Raw genomic sequence first — 17,539 nt, 5'->3', positions numbered from 1 at the left:
GGAGACATTTTTGTTTTTATATAAATTCAATTGGTATTATGAACATTTTTTGTAAGAAAATCAGTGTCCTCCTTTTGTGCGGAATATTATTTGGGGGCGCTTGCTCGGATGACGCACCGTCCGGAGAGGATAGCGGGCAGCAAACTTATTCATTGGTAGTGAAAAGTATCACTGCCTCGGGAGAAGATTCCTTTGGAGAACTACGTGAAGTGTCTGTTTTTCAGTTTAGTGACGGCATTCTATACAGGACGCAGTTGCTGAATCCGAAACAAGACGGTACATCCAGCATCTCCGCGCTCAGCGGGTCGCGGCTATATTTTCTTTCGGAAGTGCAGTTGCCTGTTCAGGAAGAGAGCCTTACCGAAGAAGAGTTGTGTAATATGGCCATTGGCGAAGGACTTCATGATAATTCCGCTCCGGACTTCATGTCGGCGGTGGTTCAATTGGAAAATGGTGCCGAGACACGCAGTAATCCGGAGGTCAGTGTGGCCATGAAACGTGGTGTGGCCCGTATCGACTTGAATACTACGTCCGATGATAAGATACGGATTGAGGAGATTATAGTGGAAGATGCCCCGGCCGAAACTTTTCCGTTTCAGGAAGGCGTTGCCGTGTCGGACAAGACGGTGAAATATGTGAAGACGTTTGAACCGGCATTTGGAGGGGAACAGCCGAATGTGTTCCATATTTTTGAAAGCCTACATCCGGTCCATATCGTTTTGCGTGGTGCGTATGATGGGATTCCCATCAGACTGAAAATGGAGTTGCCGCGTATAGAACGCAACAAAGTGTATGAATTGTCGGTACTTAACGTAGGGGCTACAGTGGAAGGAATTTTCGAAATCAAGCCTTGGGAAGAGGGCGAAACGGTGACCGGCAAGCCCGACGCAGACCATCGAATTCTGTTGGATGCCTCCCGGTCGGTCATACCCGAGGGAGTATCGGTAGACTATGAGAACAACATTGTAGAGGTGCCTATGACGGGAGTCGATGGCATGCAACTGGCGTTTCTTGCCGACACCCGGATAGACATTGCGTCTGCCGAAGGAGTTGTGGATGGCGTGATGCTGACCGACATGACGGTAAGCGAAGAGGCCGAAGGGATTGTCTCTTCCTTCAGCGTATCTGTTCCGGCGCAAGGCAGCGGACGGTTGGGCTATTCGTTCATGGTGCACCTGAAGAATGCGCTCATGACCGGTTCCTACGATTTCGTGGAAGTGCGCGTGGCTCCGAGCGACAAGCAGATTGAAACGGTAGAGATGGCTGGAAACGTGTGGATGGCCTTCAACGCGCGCAGCCGCGACCTCGAAGACCAGATTTATCCGTTGGACGGTGTCACGGTGGAAGACATGTACCGCACCAGCTGGATTAATACGGTCGGCGGTCTGTTCCAGTGCGGCCGCAAGTATATGTATGTGCCTTGGCAGGGATATAACCCTTCCAACAACTTGGGCAACCAGACTGCCGACATGCCTTGGCAGAACGATTCGCACATGCCTTGTCCCGAAGGATATAGAGTGCCTACCCGCAACGAACTGAACTCTTTGTTCCCTAAAGGTCAGGAAATTCCCGGTACTTATACGGCAGGAAACGGAGAGCGGATTACCGCCACGCTCCATGTGGGAGAAGGTACGTTGGTGACTCCTACCGGTGTCACCGGCACGCAGCATTACGTGAAGTTTACTTCGGAAGATACCGGCCGTTACCTCATCATACCTTTGGCAGGCGGGAAGGGCGACAAATCGACTACCAACAATCCCGCTTTCGGAAAACGAGCCATATTGTGGACCAGCCAGCGCGACGGATGTCCCGGAGGATATGCCTGGGCCTATTGGATGCGGTTCGAGGGAAAAGATTCGACCGTCATTGCCGAACAGCGATTGCAGATGGAGGCGTTCGCGTCCTTGCGTTGTGTAAAGAAATAAAGGAGGGCAGGACATGAAGATTATAAGAATTATAATGCTTTTGGGACTGCTGCCGTTGATGGCCAACTGCTCCTCGGAAGGGCTTGGCTTCGACAGCGCTGAGCCGGTTGGCGCAGGGCAGGTGACCTTCCGGCTCGGCTTGCAGGCAGATGTCACTGCCGGGGTGCGCACCCGCAGCGAACAGCCGGAACCGATAGCCCGTATGTGGTATGCCATAGCCGATGAACGGGGCGAAGTAATCAAGCCGTTGTATCAGAAGCTGGAAGCCGACTTTTCCAAACTGACCATCGAAGGGCTGGGGCATGGTGACTATACCGTGGTGTTTCTTGCTACGACTCATCCGGAATCGGAGTTTGCGGTTGACGAGCCGGCCCTGCTGTCGGACGCCTGGTTGGTGAATAGCGAGGAGAAGGCACCGCTTGATGAGGCGTGGTTTTATAAGAAGATAGCGTTGCATATCGGCAGGGAGCAGGCTCCGGTGATGCAGACCGTCTGTCTGGAACCTTGTGTGGGCAGGGTGGATGTTGACCTGGACGTGTCGTCCGAATATATGTGGCGTTTTATCCGCCACATAGCGGTCTCTTTCGATGATGCCCAAGGAGTATATACCGGCATTCAGGCTGACGGCGAGTACGCAGGTGCCGGAGGAGTGGACGCGTACGATGTCACGCAGCGCCGTTCATTTTACTCGTTGCCCGGCCGGGAGGCGCTTTCCGGACGTATAACGATTGAGTCGGAGCGTAGCGACGGAACCTCTTTTGTGCAGGTTTATCGCTTCGGTGATTGCAAGGTAGAAGCCGGACGCGTGTCGCATATCCGCATCGATTACCGCCATCCCGAAAGTGGCGAAGGCTTGCTCTATGTACGCGAGGAAGATTTCTCCCGGTTCCGGGCGGATACCATGTTTCTGGCCGACGAGCCGCGCGAGGTGTTCTACGATAGCAATCGACGTTCCTTTCGGGTGAATGCCCCGTTGCAGGTGTCAGTATCCGATAATCATCAGCTGCTTGTAAAGTTCTTCTCGCCGGTGGGCATCAGTGATGTCAAGATACTGTGCCGTTTCAACAAAGTGAGTACGGAATTCTTCGAGTTGGCTCGTTTCGACCGTATTTATCCGTTTATGGAGGCATCGTTCCCCTTGCCGGTGGTCAGTTCGGAACGTACGTTTGTTTCGGAGAACGGTCGTCGGATAACGGTTCCGGCACAGCCGGAACTCTCCAATGACGACGTGACGTTGCTTGTCCGTACGGAAGACCCCTTCATGAAAAAGATAGAGCAGATAGACAGCCGGTGGTTTATCCGCTTTTCCGCTTATTCGGCCGATAAGGGGCATGCTTATTGGCGGCACATGGACCCCTTGCTTTGCCGTCACGGAGTGGCGTTGGCGCTCAACATGGCTTTCATGTTTGCTTCCGAAGAGTTCAATGTGGAGATGAATGCATACGAGGGAAAGCTGAAGGACAATGGAGGAAAACCGATAAATCTGGATGCCTTACGACAAAGAATCCGCAGTCATGGTGGTCTTGTGCTGGGACGTGTGGTCGGAGTAGGCGGCCTGGGTGGAGGCAATACTTATGGTCTGGCCGATTATTGTTATAAGGGTGTCTACTTTGATGCCACGGCGCCGGGGTCTCATCCGCATAGTTATCCCCGCCAGGCTATGTTTCACGAGTATGGGCATTGCTTGGGCTACAGTCATAGCAGTACGATGACATACGGCAATCAGTGGACAGTGCTTTGTGCTACGGTTTTTGTGGCCATGGGGCAAGAGGGCAAATTGCCGGTATGTTCAAAAGAGCAGGTAGAGAATCTGCCTATGTAATGTGACAAAAAAAGAGGGTATGTCAAAACCCTCTTTTTTTTTGCCATTTTTTATATCAGTCAGGCCGGGTGGTCAATGCACCTCTCCAAGGGGTTACTTCGACGGACAGTGTGAGGTAGTGGCTGTCTTTCTCGTCCGGGGTGTCCGGAGTTATGGGAGTAGGGTCGTTTTCTGAAATGCGCGGATGCCCCAGGCGGTTGATTCCCGTTACGGAGAGTTTGTAAATATTGTTGCGCACTATGGCAAACTCCATAGGTCCCGTCACGTTATTGTTCCGATTGTCGTTGTGGCGGCTCCAGCAGAAGTAGTAACAGTAATAACCTGCCGCATCGTAGTCGTCCGTGCTCGATTGATAAAGGGTGAATTGCGCCTTTTTGGCGGCTTTCCTGAAATCTGCCTGCAACGTCTTGTTGTCAATGTTCTGCTCATGCCATTTTTGCCACAAATAGTCCGGACTGGTCTTGTCCGCACTGTAGACGGCTGCTTGTCCGTTGCTTTTTATGGCGAGACGGTTCTTTGGGGTGTTTCCGAATACGGCTTTATAGAATGTGCCGGTCTCTTCTGTCAGAAATGCCTTTTCGCGTACCTCTTCCCATGTCACGTAGAGCGTATTGGCGTAGAAATAAAGAATGGGGTCTTTGGCCGGATTCCCCTTGGCGTTTGCAATGGCATCCTGCAATTTCCGGGAGGCTTTGTCGGTTGCCATGATTTGCCCTTTGAGCACGATGCCGGTGGTGATGCCGTTCTGCTGCATTTCTATGCCGGGAATGGTGTTTTCGGTCACATAGCGCCACGTGTGGTAGTCTTTTCCGTTGTTCTTGATGACTTTTGAAATCAGCGAGGTGTACCATTGGCTGCGCGCGGTGGCATCGATGTGCCAGTTGCCTCCTTCGTAGTTGCCGAGGCAGAAGTTGAAGTAGTCCTTGAACGGATAACCTTTATCGATGTTCCGGGTAATTCCTTTTTTTATGGCAGCGTCCGTGTCTACCACATAGTTGGTCTGGGGGCCGTGTCTATATTCCGTTCCGCAAATCAGTGCATCGGCATTGGTACCGTCGTCCGACACGCGTCGCAGGTAGTAGAAGTCGCGGCTCATGTTCACCAGCGCCATTTTGGTCAGTTTCACCTTCAGGGTGGCATTGGCTTCGTCATTTCCCAGCACGTAGGTCTGGTCTCCGTTTCTGCTTCCGTCTTTGAAGTCGATACGTGCCACGGCGCGTTCCACCCAGATATTGCCTTTGTTGTTTATCTCTTTCTGTTCAGGGCCTTGGCGGTTCGTGCCGGAGAAGTTGAAGGGGGTGTTCTTTTGGGTATGTTTTTCCCAATGCTCCATTTTTCGGGGTATGTTCTTTTCGATGCTTGCTCTGTCTGCGGTAGACATCAGGAATCCATGCTGATGGTCTTTTCCTCCCCACACGGTTTCTCCTCTTATTATGTTGCCATTGGCGTCTTCAGTGATGTTTTCGGTTTTGTGTATCCATTCTTTCAGCATGAAGTGCTCCTTGAAGAGGTCTCTTAATTCGTTTGTCGGGTTGCAGAAGGCATAGATATGAATCCTGTCTTTTCCTTCATCCAGCATACCGTCGGGCTTGTAGTAGGCAGCCAGTGCGGCTTTGTCTATTTTCTGGACGGTGCCGATGGTGCCTTTGGCTTTGTTGAGGGCTGTCAACGATACTTGTTCACCGCAGGCAATGAATTTGTCGTCTTTGTCGGCCAGCACAAGCAGGATGCTGTTCACCCGGTTCTCGTGTTCTTTTGTCGCGGTGTTGCCTGTACTGCCGTTGCTGTCGGCCTTATTGTTTTCGTTGTCCGCATTGATATTCGCTGTAGGCAGTTGCACCTGCACATTTACGTACACCACGTCTTTCGACTTTTCCGGCTTTACATCCGTTTTTACGCCTGCTTTTTTGTCAGTGGGGTTGCCGCAACCTGCAATGATGAAAATTACCAGTATGCTGATAAAAAAAATGTTCCGTTTGCTCTTTGTCATAGCATAAAGTTATTAAGAATTTCGGCATACAAAAATAAGACAAACGACAATGTATTCCAATTTTTAACTATTTTTTTTCTGATTTTCATGAATTAACATCAGTTTGGCACTATCGTTCTGCTTTATAAATTCTCAATCTCTTCTTCTTCTGCCAGTCGGGGGGCTGCCCGTCGCCATGTCGCTTCGGGCACAAGTAGGCGGATGAGCGAGGCGCACATTGCTGCAATCTTCGGAACGGTCGGCCGCTTGCAAGTGAACGACCCGGGTCGTTCACTTGAACAGCACGGGTCGTTCAATCGAACAACGGAGGCCGGCCGAACGAACGACCTTGGTCGTTCGCTTGCGTGAAAGCGTCCGGGGATGCTGTTCCCTTTTTTCGCAGGAAAAGGGAGGTTTCACCGGAAAGGCCGATGAACAGGGCGAAAGTCGTGGCAGGTGAAGGCTGTGCAGGGGTGAAATCACTCTTTGTGGCGGGGGTGATTCCGGTTATCTTCCGCAAGGCGTGCAAGGACTTGTTCCGGCAGCGCCTCTTTCAGGAGGACGTGTTTTTCTTGGTCCAGCAGGTAGAGGGTGGGCATGGAGGGGAGCACGTACAGTTCGTTGTCCATGAGGGTGGGGGTGGCGGTTCCGGCAGTCCAGCCGTCGGGCAGTTCGTTTCCGCTACGGGGGCGTGCTTCGTGGCGGGTCGGGGATTCATGGTCGTTTTCGGTATTGATGGCGAGCACGGTGAGCCGGCCGTCGTGCAGCATCTGTTTGAATAGCCCGTCGTCGTGCAGCAGGGCGATGGCCTGGCGGCAGTGGGTGCAGTCGGGGTTATAGAACATCAGGAGCAGGCGCGGGGCGGAGGGGGTGGCGTGCAGCGTCTGTAGGTTTCCCTCCGGAGTGTGGTAGGTGAAGTCAGCGGCCGTGGTGCCGGGGCGGTTCTTCAGGGCGGCGGCGAGCAGGAAGCGGGGGCGCGACTTCTCGGTTTCGTCCAGCAGGGGGGTGCGGGCTGTTTCTTCCAGAAAGGGGATGAAGTGCTCTTCGCTCTGCATGGGCGAACCGGTGGCATAGAGGTACTTCTCGGCCAGTTCGGCCAGCAGCAGGTAGGCGGGTTTGTCGGCTTCGGCGCGCTGCATCAGCAGGTGCACAGCTCGGGTGCGGGCTTCGGCGGGCGCATGGGGGAAGAGGGAGAGGTAGTTGACGAGGTTCTGTTCCATGAAGCCGGGATTGCGGCTGCGCAGGGTGTCGGCGAAGGACATGCCGTCCCAGAAGTGTGCCAAGAGGTAGGAGGCGCGTTCGTGGGGAGTGCGCAGGCTTGCGGGGATGGCAGGCAGGGGCAGGTCCGGGGCGAGGGTATCGGGGGCGATACTTGTTGCAGAAGCTGCCCGCAGCTGCGATTGGGAGGACTGCCGTGCGCTCCTGATGCCGCTGGTGGCGGCAAGCAGGAGGCATAGCAGCGGAAATATTTTATGGCTTGTTTTCATCGGGTGGTAGGGGATGATTAATCTTCTACGCAACGGATGAAACAAGCATCATTGTGCCACTTGTTTATATGAGTGACCCTTTGCTTTGACATGTAATCAAAATCAAAAGTGAAATAGTTGATATCCCAGGCTATGACCTCACCGACTCCTGATATATTTGTTTGTCTATCAAACCAATAAATAGCACCGGGTCGCATATACAAGTCATAAAACAGTGGTTTAAGTTTTAATTGTTCACCTGTTTGACTCCCGTTCTCGGGATATCTCTCAAATCGATCGGATGAATAGCGAAGTATTCCATTCCTCTGCAAATTGTATGGACTATTGATATTATCCCCTCGCTTACGATGTCCATAACCTGAAGCACCTATTGGGAAAAAGAGATTTTTGCATGTTTTTTTATTATAAACGAAGCAACCTCGCATTCCGTATCCATTAGTATCAATTCCAGCTCTGTATCTATATGCTTGTTGGATATCAGTAGCGGTTTCTGTAGCTTCATCACCATACAATACTCCATATCCTTGTTCTATTTCATCAGAATCAAATAAAGCATAAAAGTCTTTATATTCGGCAATTCGCGCTTTTTTTAATTGAAACTCTCCAAGATTCCCTCCATTTTTCCATATAGATTGGGTTGATGTAAATTTTGTTGCGTCAACTGTACGGATACCATTCCATTCAGTTGCATCACCTCCTACAATTTCTAACTGTGGATTATCTTGCGTAAATGATTCAGGTGTTACATCAATCCATGGCACCTTCTCATTCACTTGGCTCTTTGCCGCAATCGGTTGTGCCATGTTTCCCAATTTGAACAACGAACCTTCATCTAATGGTGATTCGGCTTCACTTGAAGCTGTTACCAAGTTGTGGGCATGCCATTTGGTTCCACCTTCCAGCAATGCGTCCGGAGCATCTCCTTGCCGAACAAATATCAAGTGTTGACAAGTGTAGTTGTGGTAGTGTACTCTAATCACGGCATATCGATTTTGGTTTTCATTGCAATTACCTTCAAAGTTCACCATGAAGTCAATGGGCGTTCCCGTATTGCCCTCCACCAGTGTGCTTCCATTCAGGTTGATAAAACCAGGGGTACCCCCTTCTACAATTTCTGCCTTCCATGGTCCTTCGGATGTGAATTCTACAAACTGTGTGTCATTTTCCCGGGGTAGTCTGAGCAATTTTACGTGAAAAGAGGTATTGTTATCATGCTTTCTGTAAATGCCTTTAGGATTGACAATCCGTCTTACTTGCAATATTTCTACAGTATCTACTAAAGTTGCATTCTCTCTTTCTCCCGGCATTTCCAATATTGCTTTGATTTCTACTGTAGCCCGACGTTGGTAAGCCACATAAGGATTATTTCCGGTGTATCCGGTTGTGATAATCATCTGTTTGGCACGCGTATAAAACGGGATGGCTACATTTATAGTTTGTTCTGCTTCGTTAGGCTCAATTTTAAATTTTCCATCTTTGTCATCATTCTCAATTTCTTGACTGTTTTCAAGATAGGTGCGAGTACCAATCCTATGTTCATCATAATACTGCTTGTTGTCCGTTATATAGAATGTGGCTTTGTCATTACTTTCAGATTTGACATTTGTTAAAATCTTGTACTTCGTTTTGCGAAGGGATAGAAAACCGTTCCATGGCTGGTTGGTATTTTCTTTATTTTTGCCTGTATAATCTTCTCTTGATGTTACGTCATAATCATACCAATATGCATAGTCCAGCTGGTCATTTTTGCCGGTATATGCATCGCGAGGTCCCCAGTTGTTGGTGAGGATGTTCGCTTCCAGAGATACCAGTTTTCCACCTCCTGTATTAATTTTTATAGGCAAATCCATGGTTCTGTTATACAGATAAGAGATGTAATAGGGATTGGGTACTTCGATACCCGGTTTCTTTTCTTCGTATTCGATGTGCCAGTCCACGTCGTTGGCATATTTGTTGAACTTCAGTGTCAGTTTGTAGTGGTGGTTACGCTCTGCGTTGTAGTCTTTATAGACGTCCTTGCCCAGCATGAAGCGGTAAATGATATCACCGCTGCCCACCCGGCCGTCGGCATTGGAGATATAGTATGCTTTTACTTCGATGTATGTACCGTAGGGCTTATCGTCTTTGTTTACATAGGTCTCATCGCCAGGAAGTCCCGGTGCATCCAGTTCTTTATCACCGTCTGCGTCCTGTCGTTTGTCTTTTCCTTCTCCCTGCATGTTTTCATAGAAGAAGAGTGCTTCGTTGGTTTCTCCATGAGCCAGTTTGGCATACTTCGCTTTCTCGCTGTCATATTCCGCTTTCGCTACAGAGACTCCTTTTTTGTCGTTGTCGATGTAGTAATAATACGGTTTACCTTTCGTGATACGTGCCGGCCAATGTTCATCGTAGCTTGTTCCTTCGGCATACGTAATGCTTTCGCCATCTGCTATAAGGTCTCCATAATCTTCAATGTCATCATTAGGATTCCGGTTGATGGTGCTCTCCTTGCCTAAATAGCATTGCGTCGGTATGTCCTTGATGGTAACCGACTTGAGGTAGATATATACATTCTCGTGAAGGTCGGAACCGTCGTATGCAATGGTTACTTTGGAAGCGGCACGGCGTATCCAGGCGTGCAAATTGACGGATGGCCGGTTTATAACTGCCACTTCATTGTTCTGCTCGCTTCCTGTAACGGTGAAATAGCCGAACATCTGGTTGTTGTTGGCTACTTCATCCTTATCCCATTGGAGGGAAATGCTTTTCAGGCCGTCGGCAGTTTCTATGGCTTTGGAATATGTTTCATTCGTAAGCAAGTCCTTCATGTTGGCCACCGCATAAATCCGATAGCGTCCGTAGGGGATTTTCAGTTTGAAGTCGGCATGGGGCGTCTGTGCTTCGGCGGGAGGAAGATTCGAGTCGGGATTATTATCCGGTCTGTCTTTATCTTCCAATTGATATTGCCCTTCGCCTGTTCCTTCGGTAAGCGGATATGTCTTCAGCAACTCTCCCTTTTCATTATACAGCAACACGCACAAGTTCCCGATACTCTTTATCACATTCCCTGCCGTACGCGTATTTCCATTCAATGCAGGAGTAAGGGGCTTGAACTTCACGGTTGCGCTGACGAGGCTTTCGCCTTCGCCTGTCTCGCCGCCGTTGTAGAGCGGGTCGTCCTGGCAGGCGGCACTGCCGAGGAGCAATATGCACAAAAGTATGTAGGTCAAAAAGTTGCGTTTCATATCCGTTGCTGTTTTTTTGTATGTATATTTAAGAATGAAGCCTTCCGGTGTGTTTTTTCGGGGGGGAGGCTCCTTCGGTGTTTAGCGTTTCTTCGAGTCGTCTTTCTCGTCCAGTCCGAATACGGGGTCGAGCACTACTTCCCAATAAGGTTCTACATCCACTTCCAAATTCAATTCCGCCTCGGAAAGATTCTTGAAATTCACCTTTACCTTGACATGCGTGTTGCGGAAGAGCGAGGCCAGATTCGGCAATGTGGCGGTGTAGCTTCTTGCCACTTTAGGGCTGTCCGGAGCAGTCGTCTCTTCATCAAAGCCCTCTTCCGTGTGGATGGTCACTTCGTACTCCTGCAGTTTCAGCTTTGAGTCCTTGCCTTGTGCCAATGTGCCGTCGCTTTCGGGCAGGTAGACGGGTGTGGTGAATTTTGCTTCTTCTCCTGCTTTGAGGGCAGATACCTCTATGGCCTTGCTGAATGAATAGTCGAAATTTCCGTCCTTTTCTCCTTCTTCGGGCTGCGGCACTTCGTAGTCGGTCAGCCATTGATATTGGGTCGCTTCGCTTTCCGCCTTTTCCGATTCCGCCACCATCCATGTTATCCAGTCGTGGGCGGTACCTTCTCCGGGCAATATCGCTTTGGAAGGATTATCCTCGTCCCCGGTATTTGCCACCCAGTATTTTCCGTCTGCATCTTTGTTGACATGCGGCATCAGATACATCCGGTCTTTGATGGCTTTCTTCAGGCTGAATCCGGTCACGTTGATGGTCCGTTTCGCGGTTTTGCCGAATGCGAAGGAGAACTTGGTGGCGGCGCGCACCACGTACAGCACTTCGGGCATGCCTTGGTAAAAGCCGTTTGCGAAGTCCTTTTCGTTCGCCTCGTCTTTTTGGGGAATAGTTATTTCGTAGACCGACGTCATCGGTATGCCGTTTCCCGCTTCGAGGGCTGTGGCATATTGGTAGCCGCCGTCTTTGTCTCCCAGTCCGAAGACATAGCCGTCTACGGGTGCTTTCCCATTTGCGTCGGGCAAGAATGCACGGGTGCTTGTGAAGTCTAGCAAATTGCCGTTCGTGTCCTCCAGTCCGTTGCAGTTGGCCAGCAGGTAGATACGTTTCTGGCAGCCGGCTTTCACCCGGAAAGTGTACTCGTCCGAGAGTTGTATGTTTGTCTCGGTGATGAGCCGGTTTTCTTCCACCTCCCATGTGCTTGCGCCGTCCGTATCGTCGCTCGCCTTCGAAGCGATGACGATTCGCAATTGATTGATATTTTCGTCATCGGGGGTGCCGTCGGCACGTGTAGAGGCTCCCACTACGGCTGTGTGGAAGGCCAGATACACGGTATTGTCTTCCTCGGCGGGTGGCTGCTGCACGATGGATTCGTCGTTGCACGAAGTAGCTCCCAGTAGGCCGCAGAGGAGGCAGATTCCGATGATATGTCGATGCTTCAATTCCATTTGAAAAGCTGTTCTTGGTTTGTTGAAAGTCGTTTGCCGGGTAGTCCGGTTTTTATGTGCCACGCATGTTGCAGTTGTTACAGTTCCACGTCATTGATGCGTACCACCCAATCGTTTACCACAATACATGTATTCAACCAGCTGTCGTTGCCGTCGTTGTTCTTCAGGAAGAAGAAGAGTGTCCAGCGGCTTTCGCGGTCCAGATACTCTTGGTCGTCCATGTCGTAGCGGTCGCTCTGCATCAGCAGCAGGTATTTGTTGAGGGGGATGTCTATCACGGTCGCTTTGTCGGCATGCCGTTTCACTACCAGCCTGGGAGAATTCCTGGCCATCAGGCGCGGCACGCTCAGTTCGGCATATGCCACTTCGATGGGTTCGGGCGCTACTCCGGGCACTATGACGGATGACCCTGTCCGTGCCTGTCCTTTCACCCACGGGGTGTAGGTGACGTCGGCCACCGGCAGCAGGTCGTTGTCGTAGTTGAAGAGGGTGTTGTCGTCCGTAATCTCGAAGTCGAAATCCTCGGCTTTGACAATGCCTCCCGCCACTTGCTGCAGCACGATGCGTATGCCGTTGGTGTTCTTCATCATCTTTACCGTGCCTTCGTTGTAAGACTCGGCCGTTTCCATGGTGAGTTCTCCCCAGAACATATCGTGCAGCAATTTCCGTTCGGGCAGGCTGAGGCAGTCGGCGTTCAGTCGGGTCCTGAGCTCGGTGCGCTTGGTACTTGTGTTTACGGTGAAAGAACTCTTTTCGCATGCGATTCCTCCATATGCCACAAAATGGTATTTGCCGTCGGGCAGGTCAAGCTTCATCCGGTAGTTCTCGTCTTGCAGTTCTGTTCCGGTTACAATCCTGGTATCTACGTAGTCGTCGTTCTCGTCGTAGATATAGAGGGTGAGGCAGTCCACTTGGTTGGGGAACGCATTGGCGTACTCCATATTGTAGTCGTAGACGAAGCGCAGCGATACGCCGTGGAGACACGGGTCGAGGTCTTCAAAGATGCGCTCGCACGAGGATAAGGCAACGGCTGCCAGCAGGGCGACGAGCACCCTGCCTGCGAACCTTGAAAATCTATTTCGCTTATTGCTTTGCATACTTGTTGTTTTTTAGAATTCAATGTCGTTTATGCGAACCACCCAAGGAAGCACCTCGACAGAGAGCTTCAGGTAGATGTCGCCCTTCTCGTCCGGAGTTCCGGGGTCGACGGGGTCGGGGTCGTTTTCGCTAAGGCGCGGATGACCAAGGCGGTTGATGTCGACAACAGACAGTTTGTACACGTTGTTGCGAACCACGGCAAACTCCATCGGGCCCATTACACCGTTGTTGCCGTTGTCGTTGTGACGGTTCCAGTAGAAGTAGTAGCAGTAGTAGCCTGCACCGTCATTCTCGTCCCTGCTCGACTGGTAGAGGGTGAACTGATGGTCTTTGTTGGTGGCTACTTCCTTGAAAGCCGACAGGGCGGCTGCATCGTTGTGGCCCTTTACATTATGCCATATGTTCCACAGGTAGTCGGGGCTCTTGGTATCATCGCTATAGACGGTTTTCGACGGAGTATTTTTCGGTGTTCCGAATACCGCTTTCTTGAATTCCTCGTTTGCCGTTGCGTCAAGTGCGGCTTCGCGTACTTCTGTCCAGCTTACATAAAGTTGGTTGGAGTAAGCGTAAAGGATGGCATCGGCATTAGAACCGCCTGTTGCCTTGTTGATAGCATCTTGCAATGCTTGGGGAGCATCTGTTGTTACTTGAATTTTTCCTTTAAACACGATGCCGGTACTGATGCCGTTCTCCTGCTTGTTCATGCCGGGGATGGTGTTCTCGGTGGCATAACGCCAGATGCGGTAACCGTCTCGGCTGTGGTTGTTGTTCCATTTGTCATCGTTGTCTTCGTCTTTTTTGATAACGTCGCTAATCAGACTGGTGTACCACTGGTCGCGGGCTGTCTCGTCAATACTCCAAGTGTTGTTATCCTGGTGTCCGAGGCAGAAATTGAAGTAGTCGGCAAAAGGATAGCTTGCATTGATGTCTCCCTTCTTTTGTTCGGCATCGGTATCTACTACGTAGTTCCAGCTTTGTCCGCTGTCATATTCAGTTCCGCAGATTTCCACCTTATTGGGCAGACCGTTATCGGCCAGACCGTTATCGGCCAGACCGTTACCGGATACACGGCGCAGGTAGTAGAAATGCTTGCTCATGTTAATCAACGCCATCTTGTTCAGTTTGACTTTTAGCGTAGGCTTGTCGTCTTTTTCTGCTATGACGTATGTCTGGTCCTTGCTGGGACTGCCGTCTTTGAAATCGAAGCGTGCCACGACACGTTCCACACGGATATTTCCGATATTTCCGATTTCGGTGCCGTTGCTCAAGGTGTTTTTGCCCGAGAAATCAAAGGCATTGTTTTCAGTTGTAAAGTTGTCCCAATCGGTAAAATTCTTCGGAATATACTTTTTTATGTCTTTGCTGCTTGCCGTGGCCATCAGGAAGCCTGCCTTGTGGTCGTTTCCTCCCCAGACAGCTGCTCCTGTAGCAGTTCCGTTAGGTTCTTCTTCAAGAGTGGCAATCTCGTCAATCCATTTGTTGTCGGTACCGGACTTTTCGAAGATTTGTTTCAACTCCATTGTCGGATTGCAGAATACATAAAGATTGACTTGGTCTTTTCCTGCTCCAAGTGTCCCGTTGCCATAGTAAGCGGCCAATGCGGATTTATTGATTTTCTGGGTTGTGTTGACGATTCCTTCACGCACTACCGGCAATGAGTTGTGTTCGCCGGCAGCGATGAAGTTGTTGCTTGCATCCGCCAATACAATCAAGACGCCATTCACCTTGTTCTCGTAATCCTTTCCTACTTCCGTACCGTCTGTACTGGTTCCATAGTCATCATCCTTGTCTGAGTCGGTTTCACTTCTTGTGTTTTTTCCTCCTACGGGCAATTGTATGTTCACATTCATGTATACGGCATCTTCGGGATGTCCCGGGTATACGCCCGGTTCATTGCCGCCGTTCAGTTCGTTGTCGCTGCATCCTGCAATGGTACACATTGCCAGCATACCAATGAAAAAAATACTCCAGTTTTTTCTTTTCATAGCGTATAATTTATTAAGAGTTTATTTATTTCGGTGTTATATTCTTGTTGTTTCCTCTCCTTTATTCCGCGTCTTCGGCCATCTCTTGTCTTATGCGTTCTATCTGTTGCAACGCGTCTTCCGCTTGCGCCACTCCTTTCTGTAACGCTTGCTTCAGTAGTGGTTGGGCTGCGTCATAGTCCTTCAGCAGGGCGGCGTGTATGCCGCGTGCGTAGATGGCTTCGGGAGCATCGCCCGCCTTGCCCAGATAAGTTTCGGCTCCTTTCAGGTCACCGAGGCGTAGGGCAGTATTGGCAGCGTTGAGGTTTGCCACGGGGTCGTCGGGGAACATACGTACGGCAGTTGCGAAGGTAGCGTTATACTCGTCGCTGCCCGGTTCCATCTCCTGCGCGACGAGGTACATTTCGTTCAGGCTCAGCTTCTGGGGCTGGCTCTTGAGCAGGCTCCTAATCTCCGCAAGGTCTGTATAGGCACGTACCTCGTACTGTACGGCATAGTCGGAATGGCGCAGTCCGGGATAGACTTCGCTCAGTAGGTAAGCATAGTCGGCGGGATAGGTTGCCTTGATTTTCCGGTCTTTCGCATCAGGGTCCAGGTCGCTGTGTATTAAGGCCAGAATGCCTTCTCTGTTTTTTAGTTGCGAGGAGGTTACGAAGCGCTCCAGTCCTTCCCAGTCTTCGGGCTCGAAGCCGGTGGTGAAGAGTGATTGGGGGAAAACATACTGCTTGCGTACATATTCTTTCAAGGTTTCAGTACGTCCCTTGGCCAGGCGTATGTTGTTGCTGTACGATCCTTCGGGCGAGGCATATCCCTTGATGCTGATGCTGATAATCTTGCTGTCTGCATCATTCTTCACGGCATCGATGGTAGAAAGAATCTTCTTCAGCTCCTCAGGGTTGCGTCGGTAGTCGGGATGTATTTCGGTACGGTTCACGGGGAAGTCGATGTAGGCTGAACCTTCAATCCGGTTGATTTTCTGCTCGGCCTTAGGGCGTATATAGGCGTACGCGGGTACGAAAGGTGTAGGTACGCGTTTTTCCAGCCGTAGTTTGCTCAGAGGGGTAGTGGTGCTGGTCAAGGGGGCGTCGCAACATCCGCAAGTGGTTTCGGTGGCGCTGAGCCGGGCTCTTCCCATCCATTTTTCATAAGGCACCGTCACGCGGTATTCTATCAGATTGCGTTCGCCGTTGCGATAGAGCCGTTCGGTGTCGGAGGCGTTTCGCAGGTGGTGGTAATAACGGTTACGCCCCGCAATGCGTATGGCAGGCAGGCTGAGGCTGTCGTCTTTAAGGGTGAGCGAAGGGGTGAACAGTACTTCACGGTTGCTTCCTTGCTTAAGTGCGGAGATGTCGAGGTCCATCGCCACGAATAGTTTGTCTTCTTGCTTTGAGACGGCTAGGTTTTGTACTGCTATCTGTCCGTCCGTCAGTGTTTGGCCGTCGGCTCCCAGTGCGCAACATAGGCATAACAAGCCAAAAATCATTTTCTTAGCTAATTTGTTCATAGTGTCCATAACCACCGGATGAATTTAGAATGTGTATACAAGGTTTACCGCGGCCTTGGTAGGACCGACGTAGTGGTGCGGTTTGTCTTTCTCGAGCTTTGTTCCGCAGTTGGCGCAAGGGTAGGCGTCGAATCGTGTGTAGACATATCCGAAGCCTATTTCGGCTTCCAGGTTCCAATGCTTGTCCAGAATCCAGGAATACCCGTATGCCGCACCCACGCCCAGGAACCATCCCTGGTAACGCCGGTCAGAGAGTTTGGAGAAGTCGCTTCCCAGAAAAGAGAAGTCGTTTTTCAGCCCGCCAACGTTGTATTGACCTCCGAGCAGGTGTGCTCCAACGAAGTGTCCTGCCCATCGGTCGCAAAACCAATAGCGTGCTTCAGGTTGCAGAAGCCAATGTTTCCACTTCCGGTCGTGCGAGAGTGTCCATCCGTTGTAGTTGGCAGATACGTCGAGCGTCCATCTGTCTGCCAATCCCGTTTCCACGCCTGCGTTCAGTGTAGCGAAGGCGTCGTATAGCAGATTACTTTTCAGAGCCACTTCCTGACATTTGGCTCCCATGCTGAAAAGACCTAAAAACAAAACCACATAAAGTTTTAAAGTCATCTTTCCCATTATTTAAGATTTGTTAGTGTCATTAATATCTTAATCTCTTCTACTTATAGAGAAAAATTATCAAATTACCAATAAATTCCTAAAAGGAATCAAACAAAATTCCGTATGCCCAGCCTATATGTCGCTGGTGGTTGCAATGAAGAGTATTCAGCAAAAACATAGATACTGCCAGAATTACTATTCATTGTTTTTTGTTGTACAATTACAATGTGTAATAGTGCTTTTTAGTTTCTATATTCTTTACAGTCTGCGCTTGCGGACTGTAGTTTCAGGATTCATCTCTTCCCAAGAGATGGAACCAAGCTGATGTTAAAATCAAAACTTCATCTCTTCCCAAGAGACGGATTTGGGTTGCAAAAGTATGATAAACAGTGATAATATCCAAATGTTTCTTTGTTTTTTTATCTGGAATTCATGAATTTGTGAAATTGTATATCGAAACGTATATTGGAATGCGGCTT

At 50.2% G+C, this 17,539-nt stretch carries 11 protein-coding genes; 2 read left to right on the top strand and 9 right to left on the bottom strand.

Annotated elements, in window-relative coordinates; all coding sequences use genetic code 11:
- Positions 1-38: 38 nt before the first annotated feature.
- Both E5355_RS02830 and E5355_RS02825 read left to right on the top strand, forming a co-directional pair.
- Complete coding sequence (locus tag E5355_RS02830) at positions 39-1,925, top strand: FISUMP domain-containing protein (RefSeq protein ID WP_136009097.1); 1,887 nt, start codon at positions 39-41, stop codon at positions 1,923-1,925.
- Between the two features lie 13 nt (positions 1,926-1,938).
- Entirely contained in the window at positions 1,939-3,747 is a 1,809-nt protein-coding gene (locus E5355_RS02825) for a hypothetical protein (RefSeq protein WP_136009096.1), read from the top strand.
- 55 nt (positions 3,748-3,802) lie between these two features.
- Here the strand turns inward: E5355_RS02825 and E5355_RS02820 are convergent, their stop codons facing one another.
- The 9 genes from E5355_RS02820 to E5355_RS02780 form a co-directional block, all read right to left on the bottom strand.
- Positions 3,803-5,737: an Mfa1 family fimbria major subunit gene (locus E5355_RS02820; RefSeq protein WP_136009095.1), complete on the bottom strand. Its 1,935-nt coding sequence runs from the start codon at positions 5,735-5,737 to the stop codon at positions 3,803-3,805.
- 292 nt (positions 5,738-6,029) lie between these two features.
- The gene (locus E5355_RS02815; protein WP_136009094.1) at positions 6,030-6,236 is read right to left on the bottom strand and encodes a hypothetical protein; all 207 of its coding nucleotides are present in this window, start codon (positions 6,234-6,236) and stop codon (positions 6,030-6,032) included.
- A complete protein-coding gene (locus tag E5355_RS02810) occupies positions 6,196-7,203 on the bottom strand; it encodes a DUF5106 domain-containing protein (RefSeq protein ID WP_136009093.1) in 1,008 nt (335 codons plus the stop codon). Before E5355_RS02810 ends, E5355_RS02815 begins: the two co-directional genes overlap by 41 nt.
- A 17-nt stretch (positions 7,204-7,220) precedes the next feature.
- The gene (locus E5355_RS02805; RefSeq protein ID WP_136009092.1) at positions 7,221-10,427 is read right to left on the bottom strand and encodes a fimbrial protein; all 3,207 of its coding nucleotides are present in this window, start codon (positions 10,425-10,427) and stop codon (positions 7,221-7,223) included.
- Positions 10,428-10,508: 81 nt separating this feature from the next.
- Positions 10,509-11,876, bottom strand: a complete 1,368-nt coding sequence (locus E5355_RS02800) for a hypothetical protein (RefSeq protein WP_136009091.1) — start codon at positions 11,874-11,876, stop codon at positions 10,509-10,511.
- A 77-nt stretch (positions 11,877-11,953) separates the two neighbouring features.
- Positions 11,954-12,973 carry a FimB/Mfa2 family fimbrial subunit gene (locus E5355_RS02795; protein WP_136009090.1) on the bottom strand — a complete coding sequence of 340 codons (1,020 nt, stop codon included), beginning with the start codon at positions 12,971-12,973 and terminating at the stop codon, positions 11,954-11,956.
- Between the two features lie 12 nt (positions 12,974-12,985).
- Positions 12,986-14,959, bottom strand: coding sequence for an Mfa1 family fimbria major subunit (locus E5355_RS02790; protein WP_136009089.1), 1,974 nt, complete (start codon positions 14,957-14,959; stop codon positions 12,986-12,988).
- 61 nt (positions 14,960-15,020) lie between these two features.
- Positions 15,021-16,472 (bottom strand): DUF3868 domain-containing protein, encoded by a 1,452-nt coding sequence (locus E5355_RS02785; protein WP_016273097.1) that lies wholly within the window; start codon positions 16,470-16,472, stop codon positions 15,021-15,023.
- A gap of 15 nt (positions 16,473-16,487) precedes the next feature.
- Positions 16,488-17,069 (bottom strand): DUF3575 domain-containing protein, encoded by a 582-nt coding sequence (locus E5355_RS02780; RefSeq protein ID WP_016273096.1) that lies wholly within the window; start codon positions 17,067-17,069, stop codon positions 16,488-16,490.
- Between the last annotated feature and the right edge of the window lie 470 nt (positions 17,070-17,539).

The sequence above is a fragment of the Bacteroides muris (ex Afrizal et al. 2022) genome (assembly GCF_004793475.1).
In the GTDB taxonomy this organism is placed as follows: domain Bacteria; phylum Bacteroidota; class Bacteroidia; order Bacteroidales; family Bacteroidaceae; genus Bacteroides; species Bacteroides muris.
The sequence above is the reverse complement of the archived record's forward strand: the minus strand, read 5'-3'. Positions and strand labels throughout refer to the sequence as shown.